A 23,445-nucleotide genomic window follows, 5' to 3' on the forward strand; every position below is an offset into this window, starting at 1 on the left:
AAAGAATGCCACAAGACAATTCGTATTACGACGCTATCGTCATCGGTTCCGGTTTCGGAGGTTCCATCAGCGCTTTGAGACTTTCGGAAAAAGGACAGAAAGTTTTGGTTTTGGAACGCGGGAAAAAATACGCTCCCGGTTCTTTCCCGAGAGACGTGCGTCAAACGGACAATCTTCTTTGGCGTTATCCGAAAAAAAGAAAATCCCTGGGTTTATACGAACTGAATTTTTTCAGCGGGATCGGCACGGTGACCGCCTCCGGTTTGGGCGGCGGTTCGTTGATCTATGCGAACATTCACATTCGCCCCGATCAAAAAGTTTTTGAAGATCCTCGTTGGCCCGCTCCATTCAATCGCAAATTTTTGGACCCGTATTACGATAAGGTCGCTTCCAAACTCGACGTAAAACCCGTTCCGCCCGAATGGGATCTTCCGAAACGCAACAAGTTCAGAGCCGCAGCGGAGCTGAATCGCCACGCTTATTTCGATCCCGACGAGGCGGTAAGCTGGCTCAAACCTTCCAGACCGGGACAAGCCGTCTGCGAACGCTGCGCCGAATGCGAATTCGGATGCAATCACGGTGCGAAGAATACATTAGATTTTAATTATATTGCGGACGCTCAAAAAAACGGGGCGGTGTTTCAGACGGATTCTTTGGTTTCGCATATCGCTCCCGATCCCAAAAACGGTTACGTCGTTTATTACGAAAATACGGAAACCGGAGAGAAACGTTCCGTTTACGCGAAACGAGTCGTCCTTTCCGCCGGAACCTTGGGAACCAATCGGATTCTTTTCAACAGCAGAGACAGATACAAAACGCTTCCGAACCTCAGCAAACATCTCGGAAAAGGATATTCCGGAAACGGGGATTTTCTGGGTGGAATCGAATCGAGCAAAACGGATCTGAAACCTTGGGACGGACCGGACGTGACGACCGTGATCAATTATTTTCCGCAGGGATTTCAATTCACGATGGCGGCCCCCACGTTCAACCAACCCGTGATGTCCGTGTTGGCTTCCTTGGGAATCAATAAACCGAATTGGTTTTTGAGACTGATCGGTCCTCTTTTTTGGAAAAGTCTGGAATGGATTCTTCCGTTTATATTTAAAAAAGGACTTCTTTCCAAACCGCTTCCTCCGGGCATACCGGGCGCGGGAGATCCGAAATACATGACCAATCTTTTCGCGATCGGAAGAGACAACGCAAACGGCAAAATCGTCCGTTGCGGAAAAAACATAGACATCAAGTGGAATTACTCCCAAGAGAACCGCAAACTCATCCAAGACATGACGGCTTCGATGCAGCAAGTCGGCGACGCATACGGCGGCCAATTCGGACCGTTGGCAACGTTCCTGTTGTTCAACCGGATTCTTTCGGTGCATTCTCTCGGAGGTTGCATTCTTGCTGCAACACCGGATAAGGGCGTCGTTTCCGAAACGGGAGAAGTCTTCGGTTATAAGAATCTTTTTATCGCGGACGGATCGGTGATTCCTTCTTCGATCGGATTTCATCCGGTGATGACGATTTCAGCTGTAGCGGAACATACGGCCGCTTCGATTTGTGCCGGGTTATAATCCGGCACTTCGATTCCGTCCATAAACTTACTGTAATCCCCATTTCCTAAGTACAAGAATATCTTAATTTAAGAATATACTTGAAGAATTCTCCATGAAAAAAACCATTTCTGAACCAAGCGAATGAGAGAACGAAACATTAAGAAAAAGGGTTCCTAATGCAGCAGAATCAACTCTATACCGATCTCGGTCTTTCGGAAAATCAATACAGCCGAGAAGTCATCGAGGGACAACAAGTTTACACGACGAGCTTTCTGAAATTCTACGATCTGATCGTTTTACACATTATCAGCCGATGGTTGTGGCGTTGCCCGCCGCAGAACATGGTCGATCTTTACGACCGATATTTAACCGGAAATCATTTGGATATCGGAGTCGGCACCGGATATCTTTTGCAGAAAGCGAAGTTTCCGGTCGAAAAGCCGACGATCTCCGTGATGGATTTAAACGCAAACAGCCTGATCGAAGCGAGAAGGAGACTTTCCCATCTCGCGGGAACGTTCAACGCGTATCGCGCGAATATTCTCGAGCCGATCAACACGAAAGAAAAATTCGATTCGATCGGAATGAGCTTTTTATTTCACTGCGTTCCCGGAGCGATCCGAACCAAGGCCTCCACCGCTTTCAAAAATCTTTTAAAGATCCGCAAACCCGACGGAGTGATCTTCGGTGCGACCGGTTTACACGATCTCGGACAAACACATCTTTTATCCAGAAGAGGAATGAAAAATTTAAACCGAAAAGGCGTGTTTCATAATACGGAGGATACTCTTCCGGATTTGGAAGCCGCTCTCAAAGAAAACTTCAAAGACTACGAACTGTATGTGATCGGAGCGATCGCATTCTTTGCGGGGAAAAAAGCGAAGTAGGAATTTCGTTGCAATCGAATACAAAATAAAGCCAAATAGAGGAACGGTTCCCTTCTACACATTCAAATCGAATCAGGAACGTTCCGATGAAAAAACAAACCTTAGTTGCAAGTTGCTTGCTGATAATCGCCGCCGTCACCTTTTGGATCAGTTGGTTTTTGATGCCCGATCCGGGTACGACGGATACGAATCACATCTTAAGAATCGTAAAATCGGTCCGGGAATTCGTGTGGATTTCCGCGATCACACAAATCGTTTCCTCCGCTTGTTATACGATCGCGCTGTTTCTCATCGCGGATCTTTTTTCTCCGCAAAAGAAAACGACTTTGATCGGACTCGCGCTCTTCGGAATCGGAGCCATGGGAATGTGCGCGGACGCGTTTTTCCATCTGCTCGCGTATTACATGACGGACGACTCCGTACTCCTTCAGGAAAACGTGGTCATCGTAATGACCTTCATGCAGACGAAAGGAGTCGTGATTTTGATTCCACTCATGCTTCCCTTTTTCATCGGAAGCATTCTCTTGGGAATCGGTTTAAGATCGCAAAACGCGGTTTCTAAACTTCCGATGTCGTTATTTTTAACCGCGACGTTCGTCGGGATCGGGACGGCAATCGTTGCGAAACAGGTTTTCGGTTACAGCGGAAGAATCGTCTCTTTGTCGATCTTGGGCGCGTTCGCGTTCGGACAAGCGTGGATCGGGTCGGAATTGCTCCGGTTCAAAAAAGATTAAGCGACATCGATCCGAAATTTAAACGGAAACTCAACCGATCAGATGGAGAGAAGATCGAGATTTATTCGAGTTCATAGCGAAAATTCTTCCCGAATCAAACCTTAGAATTTCAAGTTTTACGCGATGATAAAATCCGAACTTTCCCGGATTTTATCATCCCAAACTCTCTTCCAGTTTTTTGAGATCCGCCTTGGCTTCGAGCTTCTGAAGAATTTTCTTTGCGGTCGAAATTCGATCCTGATCCTTTAAAAGAACGCCCGCTTCATACAACGCGGTCGCGTATTCCCATTGATTCAAAGTGTTTGATAAGAAGGATTCCGCTTCCTTAAAGATGGCTTCCGCCTTCTTAACGTCGCCTGCGTAGAATTTCAGTTTTCCTTTGAGCATCAGCGCGGGACCGTACAAATACGGAAGCGACTTACCTAGCTTCAAACCGTTCTTCAATCCATAGCTGATGATCTTGTTCAAACTCTTATCGCCGGTTTCACGCTGGGCGTAAAGAGCGGCTTCCGCGAGGTAAACGTTCCCGATCTGAAGCTGAGGGAACTTCACTTCGCACTTCAAAAATCCAGCGTAACTCCGTTTGGACCAATGAGCCGCTTTTTCCGGCCAACCCTCCAAAATCGCGAGTTTGAGAAGTTTATTGATCGTGGAAAGCTCGTTCATCACGTCGTTTTCCAGAGCCGCCCTTTCAACTTCGACTAACAGACGTTTTTCGAGTTCGAGCGGATCGACTTCCCCGAGAAGATAACCGAAATACGGGGACCAGATTCTCGTCCAGCGAAGCTGCAATTGCGCGCCTAGATCCGCCGCGATCTCGCCGATATCGTCGAAGTATTTTTTAGCGGTTCTGAAATCGGATTGGAAGTAATACAAAAACCCGCCGGACGAAAGTGCGGAAAGAAGATCCCACTTCTCGCCGACCTGACGATAGATCGCGATCGAATCGTGAAGATACGGAAGACCTTGATCAGGACGGTTTAGCATCATGTAATATAAGCCTTGAACCAAAAGACTGATCGCCTTTGCATAGGGATCCCCCGTTTTTTCGGCGAGTTCTCTTCCCTTAATCAAGAAATGTTTGGACGGTCCGAAAAGGTTCATTCCCACAAAAACCTGACCGAGGGCGCATTCCGCCAAAGACTGACGGACCGGATCGTCGAAACGTTGCGTCGCGTTGTATTGCGTAAAAACGGACCATCCGAATTTCTTAATGTCCTTCATGATATACATCTTTGCGAGAATGACTAAGATCAAACATCTCAATCGAAGACGTTCCGCCTTGCCCGCAGAAGTATAAGAAGAACCGAATATGGAAAAACGAAGAACGAACGGAAGCTGCAAAACGATTTTGAAAATCGTATCCGGTCTGCTTCCCGGCGGACGAATCCCCGTGATTCGAAGCGCCTTCTCCAGGGTTTCCATCGCTCGCGGAATATCGTCCTGTTCCTGGTATACTTGGCCGAGTCCGGTATAGGTGCGGATCAGATTGAGCGTGGATTTATTTTCCAGACATTCCTTAAACAAAGACTCCGCGTGCGCGTATTCTCCGAGCTGACGATGAACGTGCGCCAATTCCTGTTTGATTTCGTAATACGTCTCACCGTTTACTTTCGTAAACTGCGACATCGATTCGAGGGCTTGACCGTAGTGATAGATCGCGTCCCGGTTCGCATAACGGCTTCTCGCCTTACGCGCGGCCATCAAAGAATACCGGGAAGCCTTTTCGAAATCGGAACATTGACGATAGTGAAACGCCAAAATATCCGCCATCTCGATTACGTTGCTTTCGTTTTCCTTTTCGATAAAGGAAGCGATTCGCTTATGAAGATCCTCTCTCGTCGAATGAAGAAGAGTGTTGTAGACGATATCGCGGATCACGATGTGTTTGAAGATATACGTTAAAGGATCGGTGATTTCCAAAGGAGTCAGATCCAAACCTTCCAAACTCTGAAGAATATTCTGAATCTCGGAGCGGAACTCCACGGGAAGAAGATGATTGAGAGTTTCGACGTTGATCAAACGCCCGATCACGGAAGCCGTTTTTAATACGATCTTTTCCCGTTCCGCCAAACGATCCACGCGTGCGAGCAATACGTCGTTCAACGTGTTCGGAATTTGGATATCCCGCGTTTTATCCGAAGGAGAAAGCGTACCGTCCTCCAGTTTTTTGAGAGTCCCTTCCTCGATCAGGTTATGAACGATGGACTCGAGAAAAAACGGATTCCCGCTGGATCGGTTGAGAATCTGATCCAAGAATTCTTCCTGGCTCGTATCCATGTGAAACTTATGAATGAGAAAATCCTTCGCTTCTTCCGGTTTGAATTCCTTCAAGCGGATCAGCTCTTCGTTCGGTGAGACCGCTTCTTCCGCGAATTGACCTTCCGGCCGCGACACGAGAATCAGCATGGCCTTCATCGAAGGTAAACGGGACGCGAGTTTTTCCAAAAGGCGACTGGAAAGTTCGTCGATCCAGTGGACGTCCTCGAAAATCAGCATCAAAGGTTTTTTCAAAGCGCGTTCTTGAAGAAGGGAAATGATGATCTCGAACAATCTTTCGTTCTTTTGTTTCCGGTCGATTTCTCTCGTAAGAGGGTCTTCCTCCACGGGAACACCCATCAACGCGACGAGCGCCTTGGCCCAGGCGATGTCAAACGCATTCAGATTCTCTAATGCTTTTTCCGCCTTAGAAACGCGGGCTTCCACCGAATCGTCCTCGAAAATTCCCAAGAACAGACTCAACAATTCCTTCCAAGGATAAAAGGGAGTGAATTTTTCGTAAGGATAACAATACCCGATGAGAATTTCTACGTTTCGATCGTAAGCCTGATCGATAAACGTATTGGTCAATCTGGATTTACCGAGTCCCGCGTCGGCGATGATCCGGCAAACGACGCCGCCTTTGTCGATGGAAGCGTCCAACATCTTATGAAGACGATCGATCTCTTCCTTTCTTCCGATCATCGTATCCCTGTATTGGATCAGAAGTCCCGGAATATTCTTCTGTTCGGACGTTAGCTGAAAAACCTTCTTGGATCCGGAAACACCTTTGAGTTCCACGTCCCCGATCTCGTGAAATACGAAATTCTTTCCCAACTTATTCTTTGTTTGAGAATCGATCAGAATTCCATCCTGACCGTTCAAAGTCGCGAGTCGAGCGGCGATGTTCATCATCTCACCGATCGCGGTAAAATCCTTTCGGAAAGGCGCGCCTAAATCTCCGCAATACGCCATTCCAGTCGATATTCCGATCTGAATGTTCTTTGCAGCGGAATAGGAGGAAGCCCCCTCCATCAATCGAATCGCGAAACGCGCCGCAAGAGCTTCCTTATTCTCAAGGGCCGCAGGGGCTCCAAAAAGAATGCTGAAAATTCCTCCCTTGTCCGAAAGATCCGTAAGAACAAAGGTCCCGGAACAAGCGGCCGCAACCCCTTGCACATATGTAAAGAAATCGTTGAAGTTTCTGGAATCGGTATTGGATTCCAAAGGAGCGTCGATGCGTACGAAAACCGATGCGACTTCGCGATAATCTCCCGAGAATGCGCTATGAACGTTCGTAACTCTTTGATACAACTCGGGAACGATAAAACGTTTGCATCGTTTGAAAAATCGTTCGGTGGAAATTCGATCGTCCGCAGTCGAGCGGGAAGGAGGAACGTGCGTATTTTCCACACGTTCACAATCGGTTAAACGATAGAAGTTTTCACCGAGCGCTTCTCCCGTCTTGGATGCGGGTAAAAGATCCCAAATCGAAGAACTCAAAACGATATCACCGGCTAACGCGTGTTTTTCGGCGGAGATGGATTGATCCACGGGCGTTCCGGCGATCACCGCTCTGAGAAAACGATCCTGTTCCCCCAATATGAATTCCTGATATTCTCCATAAGCCAAGCCGACTCTCGCGGGCAGGTTTACCGTTTCTCCCAAGAGTTCGTTGGAGCTGAACTCCGAAATCGAATGAAAGATTCCTAATGCACAATTCGCGACGCGAAGCGCCGCTTCCGCGTCCGTTTCATCCGTTTTTTTTTCGAAACTCACCAACACGGAATCGCCCGCGAACTGATACACCGCGCCTCCCCATTGATTCAAATGTTTCAACAAAGCGGTGTAGTAATTGGAAAGAACGGTTTGCAACGCGTCGATGCCTCGCGTGCCTTTGGCGGCTAACGCGAGTGTGGTGGGAGTAAACCCGACAACGTCGAAGAATAGAACGGCGCCTTCGAAGGACTGCGATCTCTGCAGCTTCGATTCGTTGGAATCCCCCAGTCTCCGAACGATCGCGGAGGGAAGATAGGGTCTGATCAGTTCCAGTGTGTCTTTGATGGATTCCGTTGCGCTATTCATAATAATCCTAAAAGCGAATGTTATTTTTGTGTATTTAATTCTGCAAGCCTGTTAGACGAATATTTTTGGCTAAAAAATCCCTATATTGTGTCCTTAAGTGCAGAATTATAATTTTTTACTCAAAGTTTTGCGGTCGGCTTGATTCCCGTAATTCCTTCGGCGACTCGCTCCGAAAGAGCGGCGATCGTCATCGATGGATTGGCCCCGATCGCAGTCGGAGACAAACTTCCGTCGGCCACATACAATCCTTGATACGAAAAAACCTGACCGAATGTCTTGGAATCCGCCGAAGTCACGGCGTTCGTTTTCGCGTTTCCAAGAATACAACCGCCTAACGGATGTACGGAAACGTTGTTGCGAATCGGCCAAGCCCAGGTCGGAAGCGGGAAATAAGATTTTGCATTGATAAACGAAGCGAAATCCTTCATCACTCCGAGAATCGCCTCGTAAAGAGACATACTGTTCTTTTGCGGCCATTGAACTTGAAATCCTTTCTTACGATCGAGGACCATCGTTCCGTCGGCGCGATCGATTCCCATACAAAGCAATACGGCCGAAGTATAAGATAAGTCGCCTTTCATAAGTTCGCTCAACAAGTAACCGACCTTGCCGAAAATCTTTCCGCTCCAGAATCGTTTGAAGAGTTCGCCTAACATGTGAAAGAAAAATCCGATCCGTAAGAACCAAGGGATCGCTGCTTCCGCAAAATACGCCGCAAAGACCGGATAACTCGCGTCCTGCAAAACGAAGGCCCGTTGGCTATCGTAGCTTTTGAATAAATTATAATCCGTGTATTGAGTGATAACCGGACCGTAATTCGGGTTCGCTTCTTTCTTTCCGTTCACAGCAAAGGATAAGAAGTCCCCGTTTCCGGAAAACTGTTTGCCGAGATGATCCGAGATGTCCGGCAAAGTTTTGAATTCTTCTTTGCACCGGAGAAGAAGTTCGGTGCTGCCTAACGTGCCCGCGGAAACGACCACGCGTTTCGTAACGACGGAGACGAGTTCTCCCCTTTTTTCTCCCGAAAGATCGCGGAAATAAATTCTATAACCGTTTTCTCCGTGCGCGGAAGGATTGTCGTTCCCGTCCGTTCCGATCGGAACGATCTTATGAACGAGATGTTCGGTGCGAACGTCCGCTCTGTATTTGTTTTCCGCTACGAAAAGATAATTCAGATCCAGAGTGTTTTTGGAATGCGTGTTGCATCCGATATCGCATTCGGCGCAATACGTGCAGGAAGTCTGAACCGCACCGTAACGGTTTTTTTCCTGAAGTCCGATCGGAGTGGGCTTTTTAAAATCGTTCCCGAAGAATACGTTGATGTCCGCGAGTTTGGATTCCCGTCCCGCCGACTTTGCGAATTTCTGATAAAGTTCGGTGCGGACGATTTTTCTTCTCGGATCGTCGTTCAAAGGAATCGGTCTCGAACCCAGAACTTCCTTTACGATTTTGTAATACGGAGTAAGACTTTTCTTCTTTACGTTCGCGGGCCAGCGTTCGTCGAAGATATGATCCGGCGGTTCCAAAAAGACGTTCGCGTAGATCAAAGATCCCCCGCCTAACCCGGCGGAGATGACCACGTCCATGTGTTTGTAGTTCCGAATATCGAACAATCCGGTCTGATTGAGTTTGGAAAGTTTTTTCGGACGGATTTTGGAACTGTTCTCCTCGGGAACGTTCCAAAAGTTCTTGGACATATCGTGAGGAGAACGTGGAAAAGAACCCTTCGGATACCGTTTGCCTCGTTCCAGGATCAAAACCTGACCCGGCCATTTTTTACTCAATCTACATCCGGTCACGGCTCCGCCGAAACCGGTTCCAATCACAACCGCTTCATATTTTTTCATAAACAACCCTAAGACTAAATCAATCTGTATATTAAAATAAGCTAAATTCGAAATGATTCCAAAGATAGATGCCGATGATCAACGCTCCCAAAAAGGAAACGAAGGAAAAAAGGAAATGGAACTTATCCCATTTTTCCAGGGAACGAAATCCTTTGTAGATCCGTTTCGACGACCATTTCGGAAGATCCTCGAGTTCGTCCCCGAGTTTGTGAAGATCCACAAAGGTCAAAAGAAGAAGCACCAAAGTAAGAACCAACAGCAAAGGATTGACGACTCCGGAAACGGTGCAGAAAACCTCGCTCGTATAACTCACGTTTCCCCAGCAAAAGAACGTACGAAACGAAATCCACGCGATTAAAATCGGAAATCCAGCGAATACGATCAGAACTTCTCCCCAGATCGATTTTCTCTTAACCTTCTTCTTTCTTTTTTTTCTAGGGTTTTCTTCGCTTAACGATTCTGCCATAAGTCGTCTCCGCCGTAGAGTTCGATTTGTTTGCGCGAGCCTTCATCCTGAAAATAACCGAGACGTTTCCAAACGCTCAATGAAGTCTGTTTGTATATCTTCCAGGTTTTGCCGCAATCCGGAGTAAACGGAATATCCTTCTGCTCGACAACCTTCTGCACGTATTCCTGACAAGTCGCGGCCGGATAACGTCCTTTCTGAAGAGGATTGTATTTCGGAGAAGAATCGGATTCCCGCAAACGATTCAATAAAATCTTTCTCAAACGATCCTCGCATTTCGTTCCGAAGATACAATGCCAGGGATTGCTGCTCGCGAGTTCTTTCGCTTTCGGAAAGTCGTCTTTGATGACGACTTCTTTCAAATTGGATTGGAATAAATTCGGAATTCCTTTCGCATAATTCTCCCAATCGACAACGCGCGAATCGCTGTGGACCGGATGATCGGGTAACGTCATATCGGAAGCGTGACCTCTTCCGGTGGGATACATTTTTTTATCGTTCCGTAATTTACGATGCGCGAACGAATCTCCCAAAAGATGAAACGCAAAACCCAGCGCGCAAAGTTCTTCCGAAGATCTTTGTTTTTTAGAAGTGAGATCGGTGCGAAGCTGATTCAAGGTAACGATCGCGACGCTGCGAAGATGATCGCTGCTTCCTCCGGTCAAACCGTGGAGCAACTGTTGCACTTCCGCCATTCTTCCTAAAACGTCCGGCGAACCGTGATCGGTAAAGACCCAAAGAAGAAAATCGAACGGATGCTGAAAGGCTAACTTCTGATAAACGGAAATCGCATCCAGTTCGGGAACCTCGTCCGGAAGTTGCGTGCAAAACGCAACGAGGGCGATTTCGTCTTTTGTTAGAGGAGAAGAACTGTGAAAGTTATTCAGAACGGTTTGAACCGTATAAAAATGTCCGTCCTCTTGATACGCATTCAGGCTGTGACATAACAGCAAAAGGAGAATGGAAAAGAATTTAGTCAATTTCTTCCAAAACATAAATCGACAATAAATACTTTTTTAAACAACAATTGCAACAATAGTTTCCTTCTATGTCAATTTTCCCGACATTTTTTACCAAAAGTTTGCAACAAAAGGAGACAAGGAACCGTGTTCGGAATTCGAAAAATATGCTTGTAAAACAAGCGTACCGATCCATTCTCCCCTGGGTCTTTTTACAAATTGAAAATCGATTTTTAAAATCGACACTTTCGTCGATTTCACCGCCCGGTTCCGCCAATTGGAGAAAAACGGACTGCGGTTTCCGAACGGAGAGTTTCGGGTCCTGATAGAATCAGATGAATCATCAATTTAGAATTTTTGCATATACATTCGTCCTCCTCCAGCTAGTTTCGTTTTCCTTACGGGCCGAAAATTCCTCGGTCAACCTGGTAAAAACCTGCGACGCGAATGACGTCTGCAAGGGAAACGTCTGGAACATTCTCGATCGATTCGAGGAACGTTTTCTAACGGAAGAATTCTCCCCCGATGGGGAATGGAAACGTGTCGATTCGTTCCCGATCTGGACCAACAAACTCTATCCGTACAAATCGAAACTTCATACGTTCACTTTTTTTACCGAGTTCGATCTTCCTCCGGGATTCTTGGAAAGTCCTTTAGAACCCGGAATCCGTTTCGGAGAAATCGGAGAGGTTTTTGAAATCCATATCAACGGACAACGCATCGCGAAAGAAGGGGAAATCTCGGAAACCGACGTCGTCTATCATCGAACCGTCCGCGGACAAGTCTATGAAATCGATCGGAAAGTCCTAAAACAAAAAAACAACCGATTGACGATCAAGCTCTCGGGCGACCCGAAATACGATCACACCGGATTTTATCTGACGTCCGGTTACGAAATCGGATATTATAAAGAACTCATATACAAGGAACAGGACCGGATCGTTCTGATTCTGATCGGGATCTACATCACGACCGGGTTGTATCATCTTTTCCTTTTTATTAAACGAAGAAGGGAAAGACACAACCTCACGTTCGGTCTGTTTGCGTTGCTGCTCGGACTTTATATCTACACCCGATCGGCGGCGGTTTTTGAAAACGAAATCGATTCCACGATCATACAAAGAGTCGAACTGATCGCACTTTACTTTTGTATTTCGTGCTACTTCTGCTTTATGAGCCAGCTCTTTTACCGTAAAACGATTCCGATGATCTTTTATTATTCGATCTTCAACGTTCTTCTCGCGGTCCCGACGCTCGTAATTCCGATGTATATGAGCGAATACTTATTGCGAATCTGGCAGATCGGAGCGATTTGTTTTGCGGTTCCGGTGAATTTTTACATTCTCATCCGAGGAATTCAACACAGGCTTCCCGCGGCTAAACGGCTCTTTTTAGGAACCGTAATTATCACAGGAACGGCGATCTTCGACGTTTTGGATTCGATGATCTTCAACACGGGAATCGCGTTCAGCAAATACGGATTCTTTTTTTACGTGATGGGAATCGCTACGATTCTCGCGGAACGTTTCAGCGAACTTCACGAAAAGACCCAACAACTCAACGCAAAGCTCGAACAAAGAGTGGAAGAACGAACCAAAGAACTTTCCGAAACCCTCGACAACCTGAGCAAACTTAAGGATCAACAGGACGGAGATTACTTTCTCACTTCTCTGCTCATCAATCCTCTCGGAAGAAACGCCGCGGAAAGCAGAAGCGTAAAGATAGAATTCTTCCTAAAACAAAAAAAGGAATTCAACTTCAAGAACAGAAACAACGAGATCGGAGGAGATCTTTGTAAGACGGAAAGTATTCTTCTTCGAGGAAGAAGGGTCACGGTTTTTTTCAACGCCGACGCGATGGGCAAGTCCATGCAGGGAGCGGGAGGCGCGCTCGTACTGGGAGCTGTGTTCAAATCAATCATCGAAAGGACGAGATTCAGTTCGTTTATGAAGGATCTTTATCCGGAACGATGGCTCAAAAACGCATTCATAGAATTGCATAGAGTTTTCGAAAGTTTCGAAGGTTCCATGCTCGTATCCATCGTGTTAGGCGTGATCGAGGACGACACGGGTTTTACGTATTACATGAACGCGGAACATCCGTATTCGATTCTTTACAGAGACGGGGTCGCTTCGTTTTTAGGGGAGAATCTTTTTTATAGAAAACTCGGTTCTCAGCTCGTGGAAGGAACCTTGTCCGTACAGACGTTTCAGTTTATGCCAGGCGACATTCTGTTCAACGGATCGGACGGAAGGGACGATATTCTTTTGGACGTGGACGGAAAGAAAAACATGAACCACGACGAAACGAGAATTCTCAGAATCGTGGAAGAATCGAAGGGAGATTTGGAAAAAATAAATTCTCAACTCAATCGGGAAGGAGTTCTTACGGACGATCTTTCCATGATGAGAATCGAATGGAACGGTCAAGTCCCTAAAAACGTAAAGATCAATCTTTCTCGGAAGGATAAGAATTCTTTGGATCAGTTTCTTGCCGATCTGCGAAACGGAAAACAAACTCATCCCGCCGCGTATCGCGAACTCAGCCTTTCCTACTTTCGATTGAGAGAATACGATAAAGCTACATTCTGCGCCAACGAATATCTGACCGCAGTTCCTTCGGATGAAATCATGTTGGGTTATACGGCGAGAATGCTTCGCAAGGCCGGAGATATGAATCAAGCGGTGGACGTGGGAGAAAGACTTCGTACCCGAAATCCGAAACACATACGCAATCTGAAGAACTTGATCCGCGCTTACAAAGGTTTAAAGAATTCCGATCGGATCGCGAAGCTCGAAGAAATCCTTCATTCCTTAAACGGAAAAAAAACGTTCCATCACAAACCGGGTCCGTAAAAACCATTCTCTTGTTTAGAAAAGTCTAATAAAAAGCGGATCGATCTTTTTCCAAAAACGGCAGGACCTCTTTTAAGAGAACCGGTTCTCAACAACGGACGCTTTTTTCTGTTTACACTCTCAAGGGTCCGCTATTCTGGGAAATGTATCATCCAAAAACTCGGAAGCATTCATGGGACATCACCATCATCACTCGCACGGACATTCTCACGATCATTCGCATCATTCCCACGATCATCATCACGTAGCGGGAAGTTCGAGCAGAACTCTCGTAATCGCGATCTTTCTGAATCTGTTCTATGCGGCGATCGAAGCGGGAATCGGTCTTTGGTCCGGATCTCTCGCATTGATCTCGGACGCGGGCCACAATCTGATGGACGTGAGTTCTTTGCTTCTCGCGTGGATCGCGATCAAACTTCAGGAAAAAGGCCCTTCTCCCGGATTTACGTACGGATGGAAGAAGTCCACGATCTTGGTCAGTCTTCTCAATTCGATTTTGATTTTCAGCACGGTCGGCTTTATCGTCTACGAATCGATCGAAAAGTTATCCAGACCGACTCCCGTTCCCGGAGGAACGATCGCAATCGTCGCTTTAATCGGAGTTATAGTAAATTTCTCTTCTTCGTTTTTATTCCATAAGAGCAAGGACGAAGACCTGAACATGAAAGGCGCTTATCTGCATCTTCTCGCCGACGGTTTGGTATCGCTCGGCGTCATCGTTTCGGGTTTATTGATCCATTGGCTCGGTTATTTGTGGATCGATCCGGTCGTGGGTCTTTTGGTCGGTTTCGTAATTCTTTACGGCAACGTTCCCTTGTTTAAGGAAAGCCTTCGATTGAGTATGGATTCCACGCCGGACGCGATTCAATCCGAAGCCGTCGAACGCGGGCTCAAGTCGATCGAAGGAGTATTAAATATTCATCATGTTCACATTTGGTCGCTGAGTACGACCGAGAACGCCCTTACGGCGCATCTCGTTCTGAAAAACGATCTTTCTTCGGAACGTCAGAGGATCATCAAATCGAAGGCGAGGGAAATTTTAAAGGAATTGAGAATCGCGCACGTAACTTTGGAGACGGAAGAGGAACGGGAAAACTGCGGCCAAATCGATTGCAACTGACCGCAGGGAAGAATTCTAATCTTCCTGTTCCTGTTTGCTCGTCATTCTTTTGAGCATGGATTCCTGAAGAATCAAAACGCTCGAAGTCGCGATTGCAATCAGTTTGTTTTTCGGGTTTCTGACTTCCGCCTGCATCGTCATCATCGCGGGAGATTTGGAAACGACTTTCGCTTCGATCAGAACGTATTCGTCTTTCGGAAAGAAGGTTCTAAAGAACTGAGTCGATAAGTCCGTAGTCACGCAAGGTCTCCTCGCGGCGAGATAGGAAAGAGGACCGAACGTATTGTCGAGCGCAGTACATAACATTCCTCCCTGAAAGATTCCCATCGGATTCGCAAAACGATCGTCATACGGAATCTTGACGACGATCTTTTTACCTCCCTCGAACTCGACGAACTCGGCCCTCATCTCTTTAAAGGATTTCGGAGGAAGTTCGAGACTTAGTCCGTATTCTTTGGCCATTTTATCGGCCATCTTATTCATTTCTTCCCATGCTTTAGTTGCGGATTCAGAAACCGGCATTTTTATGCTCCTTGATTTGTATCATCGATTTAAGACTTTTGATCATCTTCGGAAAATATTCCTTGTCCTTGCGGATTCTAGAGATCTGCATCGAGCCCTGAATCGCGGACATAAACAGATCCGCGGTTTCCTTAACGTTTAAGGGAAGAATGAAAGAGCCGTCCTTCATTCCGTCCTGCAGCGTCTGTATTAGAAAATCGCGATGTTGATTGTGCAGAACGAGAGTTTTTTCCCGAATCGCGGGTGAAAGAACGTGATATTCCGTGCCTACGACTCCGAACGGACAGATCTTTCCGTTCTCTCCCGTATAACCTTCGTAAAGTTTGAAAAGACCGAACAACCGGACGCGCGGCGGTCTTTCCTTCAAGGTTTGAGTATACTCCTCAAAGTTTTTATAATATACTTCGAGAACCTCCAAACCTAATTCTTCCTTCGAAGGATAGTGATAATGAATGCTCGCCTTACGGATTCCCAAGTCGTCCGCAATATTCTGAAAACTGAACGATTGAAAGCCTACGCTTTGAAAATAATGTCTGGCAAGAGTTACGATCTTTTCCTTTGTATCCCCTTCGAGTTTCATAAATCAAACTTACCTACCAGTAGGTAGATAAGTCAATTCTTATTTAGCCGGTTTTTATCACAGAATGTCTAAAAAAGCGACATAAGGATTTTCCCGATGGAATTGAAATCGATTGGAACTATCGTTCTAATCCGGACAAAATCACTCAAAGACGGTAAGATCACGGAAAGGAAAAAAGATTTTTCCCGCTGGATCGGGCGTTCAAGACGCATCGCGAAGTTTAAAGCGCGGTGTTCGAAAAAAAATAAGCCGAACGAACTACGAGAACGATTCGTCTTCGCATAACAAAACGAAATTCTAAAATATCCCTTAATTTATTTTGAAATGTTGACTATACGATAAGCTCTGATAGTATTATCTGACTTAGGTCGGGCGTGTAAGAAAATAAAAATAGAATTCCGTCAAATCGTTGCAAATAGCATTCAATTTTCCGATATTAAAAAATATTGATTCAGATGTCTCTTCGCTTAACAAAATTCAGATCCTTAACGGGGAATCGTATTCTCGTATTCGCCGCGTTACTCCTTTGCGTAGTTTTTCCGAAAACGGCGCATACGACGCCTAACGTCGAAGCGTGTGCGTTCGATCGTCTGGAAATCGCATTCGATTCCGCAGCCGCAAAGGAAATTCCGAAAGAACCCAATCGAACTCTTGAATATTCCTCCAAACAGGATTCTTTTTTGAAATTGGGTTTTATCAATGAATCCGTTTGGCTTCGCTTTAACATAAAAGAACATCCTAGATCGAGATGTTTTCTCCGGATTCCTCAAGTAACGTTGGACGCAGCGGTTTTGTTTTCCAAATCTTCCGTTCAGATTTCGGGGGACAGATTTCAATATTCGGACAGATCGATCGACGATTATTATCCCGTGTTTCATCTCGAACCTTCGGAAGTTCGGAACGAAAACGACGAATACTATCTTTGGATCAAAACCTCGTCCATCATCAATTTTCCGATTCTTTTGGAATCGGGTTTGGAATATCAAAAAGGAAATTATTATAGAAACCTTCTGATCCTATTCACATTGGTGCTGAGTTTGTTCATCACGCTTCTCACAGGTTTTATCTATCGACAAACCTTGGATCCGATTTATCTGAGCATCGTCGGATTTTTGATTTTCGTTTCCTTGGAAGGTTGGGCTTGTTACGCGAACGGATATAAATATCTCTGGCCGAACGCGCCCGAATTTCAAAACATCACCCCTCCCCTCTTCGCATTCTTAGCTCTCGCTTGTTCGACCTATTTTATGGTTCAGTTTTTATCCCCTTCTTCGCTTCACAAAATCTTCCGCTCGCTTTTATCGGGAGCGGCGATCGGGATCGTTTGTGTGGCCGTGTTTACTTCCTTTATCGCGGATCGACCTTTTGTGGTGAAGACGTTCTCTTGGACCTTCGTCGGCGTTTCATTTTTGATCATACTTTCTACTCTGAGCGTAATCCGCAGTTTCGGGCCCGCACGAAAGATCGCGCTTTGTATGATTCCGATCGCGGGAAGCGTGTTGATTTCCGTTTTGTATTATTTGGGCTTCATTCAATATCATGAATATTTCGTTCATGCGTATGTGCTGTCGCTTCCTTCCGTTTACGTCGTCGTTATGGTCAGCATCGTGGACCGGGAAAAATTCGTTCGAAGAAAAAATCTCAGCCGGGCGTACGACATCCAGCAAATGCAGGAAAAACTAAAATCTCCTCCCCGCATATCGGGACCGGAACTTCCGAACAAAACGCCGTCGATCCAATTCAGCTTGGATCATCTTTTGAAAGTGGAAAGAATATTTAAGAATCCCGAATTGAGCAAGGAAGACCTCGCAAGCATCCTTAAGATCACCCCTCTCGATTTGGAAAAGTATGTTCAGGATGTTTCGAAGGCGCAATCGTTCGAAATTTACGTCAATCAATTCAGAGTCGAAGAGGCAAAACATCTCTTGAAAACCAGAACGGATCTGAAACAATCGGAAATCGCGCACAGGGCGGGCTTTGTTTCGGGAAGAGAAATGGAAAAATCGTTTAAGACTTTGACCGGAATGACTCCCTCCGAATATAAACTGATGCTCTTTCCCGAATCCATCTAAGAATGCGGTTCCGTTCGATCGTAATCCTTTTTCTCGCCGCTCAATCTTATTCTTCTTTCGCAAAAGGTTTGGAAGAATCCGGTTTTACCGGTGTGACCGAAACTCCTTCGTTGCATCATCACGACGATCTACAATCTCTTCATCGTGCCTTAAAAGAATCAGAATCGTATTATGAACGCCTTCCTTCCGATTGGAAGATCGAATTTCGGAAAACGTCCTACGATAAAAAGGAAATGCTGAAGTCCATCGGACAATTAAGGAGAATTTTCCAGAAAAGGAATCCTAAGCAAAGAAAGAAGGAACTTCAAGAATCCTTCGAGTTTTTGGAAACCGCCGATCTTCAAAACGGAAAGATCACAGGATATTACGAAGTCATAATAAACGGAAGGCTTCATCCCGAAGGAGAATTTCAGTATCCGATCCTGGAAACTCCTTCCGACTTGATCGTTAAAAAGGAAACGGACGGAAGACGAATCGGTAAAATCGTGAACGGAAACTTTGTATCTTATGAAACCAGAGCGGAATTATCCGATTCCTCCGTTTGGAAAAGCAAAACGAAGGCCATCGCATTCGTGAAGATCACCGATCTTCATCTCGCTCAGCTCGAAGGTTCCGCAGTGCTTCAAATTCGCCAACGAAATCCGTTTCGCATAACGTATGCTTCGGATAACGGAAAAGAATATCGAAGCCCCGCAGAATCCTTACAAGGAATCTGCAAAAGTCTGATCCCTTCGGATCTCAAATACTGTATACAAGAATATCCTAAAGAAGTAAAAGACGCGATTCTCCAAAACCCGAGATACGTTTTTTTTAAACGCGAATCGTCCGCACCTCGGGGAAGCGGAGGAATCGAATTGATTCCGAAACGATCCGTCGCGATGGACCCGAACATTCCTTTAGGAATTCCCGCTTTGCTTACGTTCGATTCACCTTTGCTCGCAGAATCGAACCGAATCGTGTTCGTTCACGATCGGGGTTCTAAGATTACGGGGCACGGACGCTTGGATTATTTCTTAGGCACCGGAAAACACGCGGAAGAGCAGGCCGGAAGGATTCAAACCCAAGGAAGGATCCTTTTAATATTGCCGAAGAAATAAACAAATTTCCGAAAGAATCCGCAGCTTGCCTCCATCTCGATCCAATCCTTAAAAAACGTATTCAATTTTAATCATAATGTTCGGTTCTTAATATAACGATTCGAATCTTAACGCGAATTCTAAGAAATCGTTTTACAACGTTATGAACTTCTGTTTTTGATTCATCTAACAAGATTCAAAAAGCGATCCGCGTTATTCTTTCAAAGACTAACGTTCGTTTGCCGATTTTATAAACAAAGAGATAGAGACTACGGGATTCAATTCTACAGGAAGTATGCATGCATTTGATGTTTATGGGCGCGACTGAAAAAACACTAACGGACGTTTTGTGGATCTTACTCTGCTCGGGTTTGGTTCTATTGATGCAGGGCGGATTTTTAATCTTAGAATCCGGTCTCACTCGGGCAAAGAATTCGATCAACGTCGCGATCAAAAACATCGCCGACTTCGGAATCGCAACGGTCCTCTTTTGGTTCGTAGGATTCGGTCTGATGTTCGGAAATTCCTGGAAAGGAATCGTGGGAACATCCTGGTATCTTCCGGTATTTCCTCCCGACGACGTTTGGAGCCCGGCATTCTTTCTGTTTCAATTGGTCTTCTGCGGAACCGCGGCGACAATCGTTTCCGGTGCGATCGCCGAACGATTGAAATTCGTTTCCTATGTTATATCCACCATACTTATCTCCGGTTTTATCTATCCGGTTGCGGGGCATTGGGTTTGGGCGGGATTGTATCAATCCGAAACCCACGGATGGTTGTCCGTATTAGGGTTTCGTGATTTTGCGGGATCGTCCGTCGTACACAGCGTCGGCGGTTGGGTCGCTCTCGCGTTTCTGCTCGTGGTCGGTCCGCGCGCCGGAAGATTCGTGGAGGGAGAAGCTCCGCGCAAGGTTACAGGAAGCAATCTCCCCTTAGCGATGTTAGGCGGAATCATCCTTTGGGTCGGCTGGTTCGGATTCAACGGAGGAAGCACACTCGCCTTCGACCGTCACGTCCCTACCGTTTTATTGAATACGGTTCTCGCTTCTGGAGCCGCGATGTTTTCGGGTTTGTTTATCGGATGGTTCCGCAAAGGATATCCGGACGCCGTTCTCCCGTTAAACGGATCTCTCGGCGGACTCGTGGCGATCACCGCCTGTGCGAACGTGGTCAACGCGGTGGAAGCGGGAGTCATTGGACTTTTTGCGGGGATGCTCGTTTCCCCCATCGAGGATATATTAGAAAAACTGAAAATTGACGACGCGGTCGGCGCGGTCCCGGTTCACTTGGGAATGGGAATTTTCGGGACGCTCTGTGTGGGAGTTTTCGGAAATCTCCAGATCCTCAATTCGGGTCTGACTCGCTGGGGACAAATTCAGATTCAATTGGTGGGAATCGTATCGATCGGAGCGTTCGCATTCGGAACTTCTTATATTCTTTTTTCGATCATCAATCGATTCTTTAAACTCAGAGTGGATCTGGAGGAAGAATACCAGGGACTCAATATCTCCGAACACAAGGCTACCACCGAGCTTATCGATCTATTTTTGGTGATGGAACATCAGAAACGAACCGGAGATTTGAGTTACGACGTTCCGGTGGAACCGTTCACCGAAGTCGGCCAGATCGCGAACCGTTACAATCAGGTTCTCGGAACCGTCCGAAACACTTTGGAAGAAAACGAAAGAGCCAGAAAAGAATTGGCAAAGGCTTACGCGAAAGTTCAGAAAGAACAGGAAAGAGCCGAGAAGTTATTGTTAAACGTATTGCCGAAACCGATCGCCGATAAACTCAAAAAAGACAGTTCCGTAATCGCACAGAGTTTCAACGAAGCGACGATCCTTTTCGCGGACATCGTAGGTTTTACCGAAATCGCGGGAAAATTCCATCCGGAAAAAGTGGTGCGGATACTAAACAAGGTCTTTTCCGCCTTCGATTTGATGGCGGAAAAATACGGATTGGAAAAGATCAAAACGATCGGAGACGCCTACATGGTCGTGGGCGGACTTCCTCAGCCGAGACAAAATCATACATTAGCGATTGCTCATATGGCTTGGGAAATGATGGATTTATTGAAACGATTCCGAATCCGAGAAGGAAATCTCAAATTGGATATGAGGATCGGAATCAACACCGGGCCGGTCGTAGCGGGAGTGATCGGAACCAAAAAGTTCATCTATGACATTTGGGGAGACGCGGTCAACGTAGCGAGCAGAATGGAATCGCACGGACTCAGCGGACAAATCCAAGTCACTCCGTCCACAGCGAATCTGATCTCGGAAGAATTCGCGATGGAGAAAAGAGAAGACGTGGAAATCAAAGGGAAAGGAAAAGTCGATACGTTCATTCTAACCGAAAGAATAAAATCCCCGTCCGAGGAATTATTCTTCGGATTTTGAACGTAAGAAATTTATAATATTAGGAATTTGCGGTTTCCGGTTCCGGATCGGAAGCCGCGGTCTGTAACTCCGCTTCGCTCGCGTTTGATGCCTGTTCCGCTAATTTGTCCAAACCTTCTCCATTGACTTCTTCCCTTACCGTTTCTTGCACTGCGGCGGTCGCGGCTTCGACTGCTCCGTTTCCAAGATTCGATTCCGCTTCTTTACTGAGTTTGAAACAGTGATTCAAAATCGTAAAGTCATAGACGATCGTCTTAAAGACGTTGAAGAAGAGTTTTGAGTTTAATGTAAGAACTCGGTACAGAAGGTTTCGATCGATCGAAGTGATTACGGCGACGTCGTCCACCGCTTTTACGGAAAAAACTCTCGGGTTGGAACCGATCAAAGACGAAAGATCGAGAAGATCTCCGGGATGATAGTCGCGGATTTCGGATTCGGTTCCGTCCTTTGCTACCTTGCTTAACACCAGCTTTCCTTGCAAAACGAACCAAAGTTTTTCGGACGCGGGTTCTCCAGAATGAAAAACGTATTTTCCGGGAGAATAATAATTACTGAGATGTCCGTAGATTTTCGTAATGACGGCTAAATTATGAATTCTGCATGTTTCGTAATCGTCCGCAAATTCCAAATCCGACGGATCGATCTTAATGAAAGAACTAAGTTTCGTGAAATTCAATTCCTCCCTATAATGTCTGCTTGCCGCGGTTAGCAAAAGCCGAAACATGAACTTTGGATTTTTATGAATCATATTCTCGATGATGCTGCTGTCCAAGGAAATCAAACGAGTTCCGTCGGTTGCGGCGATCGCTGAGGCGGTTCTTTTTCCTCCGGTCAATAGCGCCATTTCTCCGAAAAAGTTATTCTCGTAAATGCGGCAAATCGCGCGCTCCTTATGATCCACCGTTTCGGAAAGAACGACGGAACCTTTGGAAATAAAAAACATTTGATCCTTGGATTGATCTCCTTGACGAAAGATAATCTGACCTTTGGAATAATCGATCGGTTGAATGTGATTGAGTAAGTTCGGTGATTCAGGTGGCATCGTTACGAATTCTTATATTAAATTTTAAAGAAGAGACGAATCAATTGGTGGGATTCTTAAACTATTTTGAAAAAAAGGAGCCGCATTCTCCCGATTCATTCGAAAAGATTATCGGTTGTCTTATGATAACGGTGGTTATATCATTTTTTAAATGGAGAATTCGATTTAGAATCCATTGACGTTAAATCAACGCGGGAAAAGCTTGGGACGGAGAAATCGTATGTCTATTGAAACGGAAAAAGATCTGATCGGACTCAAAAAAATCGGCAAAATCGTCGGACTCGTGCTGAAAGAAATGAAATCCTTCGCCAAGTCGGGAATGTCCACGAAAGAACTGGACGAATTCGGACTAAAACTTTTGAAACAATACGGCGCTCGATCCGCGCCCGCGATTACATACAACTTTCCCGGTGCGACTTGCATCAGCGTGAACCGCGAGATCGCGCACGGAGTTCCGTCCTCCAAAAAAATTCTGAAAGAGGGGGATCTCATCAACATCGACGTGTCGGCTGAGTTAGACGGTTATTTCGGAGACAACGGGAGTTCCTTTATTTTAGGACAAGGTCATCCCGTTTTGAATTCCTTGGTGGATTGTTCCAGAACCTCGCTTTACAAGGGTTTATCGGCCGCAAAGACCGGAAATAAAATCAGCGATATCGGAAGAGCGATTCACGAAGAAGCGAAGTCTTACGGATTCACTGTCATCAAAAATCTCATGGGACATGGAACCGGTTCGAGCCTGCATGAAGCCCCGAAATATATTCCTTGTTACGAAGACAAACGTTATTCTCAACAATTAAAATCGGGTATGGTCCTTGCGATCGAAACGTTCATCTCAACCAAATCCGAAATCGCTTTGGAGACTTCGGACGGTTGGACGCTGGTTACTCGCGACGGAAGCTACGTTGCACAGCAGGAACACACGATCGTCGTTACGGACGACAAGCCGATCCTTTTGACGGCAAGCAACGGAGTTTAAAAGGACA

The 23,445-nt window shown here is 46.0% G+C and carries 16 protein-coding genes; 9 read left to right on the forward strand and 7 right to left on the reverse strand.

Annotation, left to right across the window (positions count from 1 at the left end):
- Positions 1-5 precede the first annotated feature (5 nt).
- The 3 genes from DLM76_RS04135 to DLM76_RS04145 all read left to right on the forward strand — a co-directional run bounded on the left by DLM76_RS04135 (position 6) and on the right by DLM76_RS04145 (position 3,177).
- Positions 6-1,574, forward strand: coding sequence for a GMC oxidoreductase (locus DLM76_RS04135; RefSeq protein WP_118954819.1), 1,569 nt, complete (start codon positions 6-8; stop codon positions 1,572-1,574).
- A gap of 158 nt (positions 1,575-1,732) precedes the next feature.
- Positions 1,733-2,443, forward strand: coding sequence for a class I SAM-dependent methyltransferase (locus DLM76_RS04140; protein WP_118954818.1), 711 nt, complete (start codon positions 1,733-1,735; stop codon positions 2,441-2,443).
- Between the two features lie 86 nt (positions 2,444-2,529).
- Complete coding sequence (locus DLM76_RS04145) at positions 2,530-3,177, forward strand: hypothetical protein (RefSeq protein WP_118964423.1); 648 nt, start codon at positions 2,530-2,532, stop codon at positions 3,175-3,177.
- Positions 3,178-3,330: 153 nt separating this feature from the next.
- Here DLM76_RS04145 and DLM76_RS04150 read toward each other — a convergent pair whose 3' ends face one another.
- From DLM76_RS04150 to DLM76_RS04165, 4 genes are all read right to left on the reverse strand, one after another.
- Positions 3,331-7,521: an adenylate/guanylate cyclase domain-containing protein gene (locus DLM76_RS04150; RefSeq protein WP_118964424.1), complete on the reverse strand. Its 4,191-nt coding sequence runs from the start codon at positions 7,519-7,521 to the stop codon at positions 3,331-3,333.
- 119 nt (positions 7,522-7,640) lie between these two features.
- A complete protein-coding gene (locus DLM76_RS04155) occupies positions 7,641-9,368 on the reverse strand; it encodes a GMC oxidoreductase (RefSeq protein ID WP_118964425.1) in 1,728 nt (575 codons plus the stop codon).
- A 31-nt stretch (positions 9,369-9,399) separates the two neighbouring features.
- Positions 9,400-9,834, reverse strand: coding sequence for a hypothetical protein (locus DLM76_RS04160; protein ID WP_118954814.1), 435 nt, complete (start codon positions 9,832-9,834; stop codon positions 9,400-9,402).
- Complete coding sequence (locus tag DLM76_RS04165; RefSeq protein ID WP_118954813.1) at positions 9,819-10,829, reverse strand: hypothetical protein; 1,011 nt, start codon at positions 10,827-10,829, stop codon at positions 9,819-9,821. The genes DLM76_RS04160 and DLM76_RS04165 overlap by 16 nt, the downstream gene beginning before the upstream one ends.
- A 299-nt stretch (positions 10,830-11,128) precedes the next feature.
- Between DLM76_RS04165 and DLM76_RS04170 the strand changes: the two genes are divergently transcribed.
- On the forward strand, positions 11,129-13,648 hold the full coding sequence (locus DLM76_RS04170; RefSeq protein WP_118964426.1) for a SpoIIE family protein phosphatase: 2,520 nt from the start codon (positions 11,129-11,131) through the stop codon (positions 13,646-13,648).
- A gap of 172 nt (positions 13,649-13,820) precedes the next feature.
- Positions 13,821-14,768 (forward strand): cation diffusion facilitator family transporter, encoded by a 948-nt coding sequence (locus DLM76_RS04175; protein ID WP_118954811.1) that lies wholly within the window; start codon positions 13,821-13,823, stop codon positions 14,766-14,768.
- Between the two features lie 15 nt (positions 14,769-14,783).
- Here DLM76_RS04175 and DLM76_RS04180 read toward each other — a convergent pair whose 3' ends face one another.
- Positions 14,784-15,290: a PaaI family thioesterase gene (locus DLM76_RS04180; protein WP_118954810.1), complete on the reverse strand. Its 507-nt coding sequence runs from the start codon at positions 15,288-15,290 to the stop codon at positions 14,784-14,786.
- Positions 15,277-15,870, reverse strand: a complete 594-nt coding sequence (locus tag DLM76_RS04185; RefSeq protein ID WP_118954809.1) for a TetR/AcrR family transcriptional regulator — start codon at positions 15,868-15,870, stop codon at positions 15,277-15,279. Before DLM76_RS04185 ends, DLM76_RS04180 begins: the two co-directional genes overlap by 14 nt.
- Positions 15,871-16,325: 455 nt before the next feature.
- Here DLM76_RS04185 and DLM76_RS04195 point away from each other — a divergent pair, with 455 nt between their 5' ends.
- The 3 genes from DLM76_RS04195 (at position 16,326) to amt (ending at position 21,417) form a co-directional block, all read left to right on the forward strand.
- A complete protein-coding gene (locus DLM76_RS04195; protein WP_118964428.1) occupies positions 16,326-17,942 on the forward strand; it encodes a 7TM diverse intracellular signaling domain-containing protein in 1,617 nt (538 codons plus the stop codon).
- A 2-nt stretch (positions 17,943-17,944) separates the two neighbouring features.
- The gene (locus tag DLM76_RS04200; RefSeq protein WP_118954806.1) at positions 17,945-19,039 is read left to right on the forward strand and encodes an MltA domain-containing protein; all 1,095 of its coding nucleotides are present in this window, start codon (positions 17,945-17,947) and stop codon (positions 19,037-19,039) included.
- 278 nt (positions 19,040-19,317) lie between these two features.
- Entirely contained in the window at positions 19,318-21,417 is a 2,100-nt protein-coding gene (gene amt / locus DLM76_RS04205) for an ammonium transporter (protein ID WP_118964429.1), read from the forward strand.
- 19 nt (positions 21,418-21,436) lie between these two features.
- Here the strand turns inward: amt and DLM76_RS04210 are convergent, their stop codons facing one another.
- Positions 21,437-22,459, reverse strand: a complete 1,023-nt coding sequence (locus tag DLM76_RS04210; protein WP_118964430.1) for a cyclic nucleotide-binding domain-containing protein — start codon at positions 22,457-22,459, stop codon at positions 21,437-21,439.
- A gap of 220 nt (positions 22,460-22,679) precedes the next feature.
- Between DLM76_RS04210 and map the strand changes: the two genes are divergently transcribed.
- On the forward strand, positions 22,680-23,438 hold the full coding sequence (map, locus tag DLM76_RS04215) for a type I methionyl aminopeptidase (RefSeq protein WP_118954803.1): 759 nt from the start codon (positions 22,680-22,682) through the stop codon (positions 23,436-23,438).
- Positions 23,439-23,445 lie beyond the last annotated feature (7 nt).

The sequence above is a fragment of the Leptospira yasudae genome, assembly GCF_003545925.1.
GTDB classification, from domain to species: domain Bacteria; phylum Spirochaetota; class Leptospiria; order Leptospirales; family Leptospiraceae; genus Leptospira; species Leptospira yasudae.

Excerpts from the sequence above, each read along its gene's own strand:
- DLM76_RS04180 (WP_118954810.1), bottom strand. The coding sequence starts at position 15,290 with ATGCCGGTTTCTGAATCCGCAACTAAAGCATGGGAAGAAATGAATAAG.
- DLM76_RS04185 (WP_118954809.1), bottom strand. The coding sequence starts at position 15,870 with ATGAAACTCGAAGGGGATACAAAGGAAAAGATCGTAACTCTTGCCAGA.
- DLM76_RS04170 (WP_118964426.1), top strand. The coding sequence starts at position 11,129 with ATGAATCATCAATTTAGAATTTTTGCATATACATTCGTCCTCCTCCAG.
- map (WP_118954803.1), top strand. The coding sequence starts at position 22,680 with ATGTCTATTGAAACGGAAAAAGATCTGATCGGACTCAAAAAAATCGGC.
- DLM76_RS04160 (WP_118954814.1), bottom strand. The coding sequence starts at position 9,834 with ATGGCAGAATCGTTAAGCGAAGAAAACCCTAGAAAAAAAAGAAAGAAG.
- DLM76_RS04200 (WP_118954806.1), top strand. The coding sequence starts at position 17,945 with ATGCGGTTCCGTTCGATCGTAATCCTTTTTCTCGCCGCTCAATCTTAT.
- DLM76_RS04195 (WP_118964428.1), top strand. The coding sequence starts at position 16,326 with ATGTCTCTTCGCTTAACAAAATTCAGATCCTTAACGGGGAATCGTATT.
- DLM76_RS04165 (WP_118954813.1), bottom strand. The coding sequence starts at position 10,829 with ATGTTTTGGAAGAAATTGACTAAATTCTTTTCCATTCTCCTTTTGCTG.
- DLM76_RS04140 (WP_118954818.1), top strand. The coding sequence starts at position 1,733 with ATGCAGCAGAATCAACTCTATACCGATCTCGGTCTTTCGGAAAATCAA.
- DLM76_RS04145 (WP_118964423.1), top strand. The coding sequence starts at position 2,530 with ATGAAAAAACAAACCTTAGTTGCAAGTTGCTTGCTGATAATCGCCGCC.
- amt (WP_118964429.1), top strand. The coding sequence starts at position 19,318 with ATGCATTTGATGTTTATGGGCGCGACTGAAAAAACACTAACGGACGTT.
- DLM76_RS04155 (WP_118964425.1), bottom strand. The coding sequence starts at position 9,368 with ATGAAAAAATATGAAGCGGTTGTGATTGGAACCGGTTTCGGCGGAGCC.
- DLM76_RS04150 (WP_118964424.1), bottom strand. The coding sequence starts at position 7,521 with ATGAATAGCGCAACGGAATCCATCAAAGACACACTGGAACTGATCAGA.
- DLM76_RS04175 (WP_118954811.1), top strand. The coding sequence starts at position 13,821 with ATGGGACATCACCATCATCACTCGCACGGACATTCTCACGATCATTCG.
- DLM76_RS04135 (WP_118954819.1), top strand. The coding sequence starts at position 6 with ATGCCACAAGACAATTCGTATTACGACGCTATCGTCATCGGTTCCGGT.
- DLM76_RS04210 (WP_118964430.1), bottom strand. The coding sequence starts at position 22,459 with ATGCCACCTGAATCACCGAACTTACTCAATCACATTCAACCGATCGAT.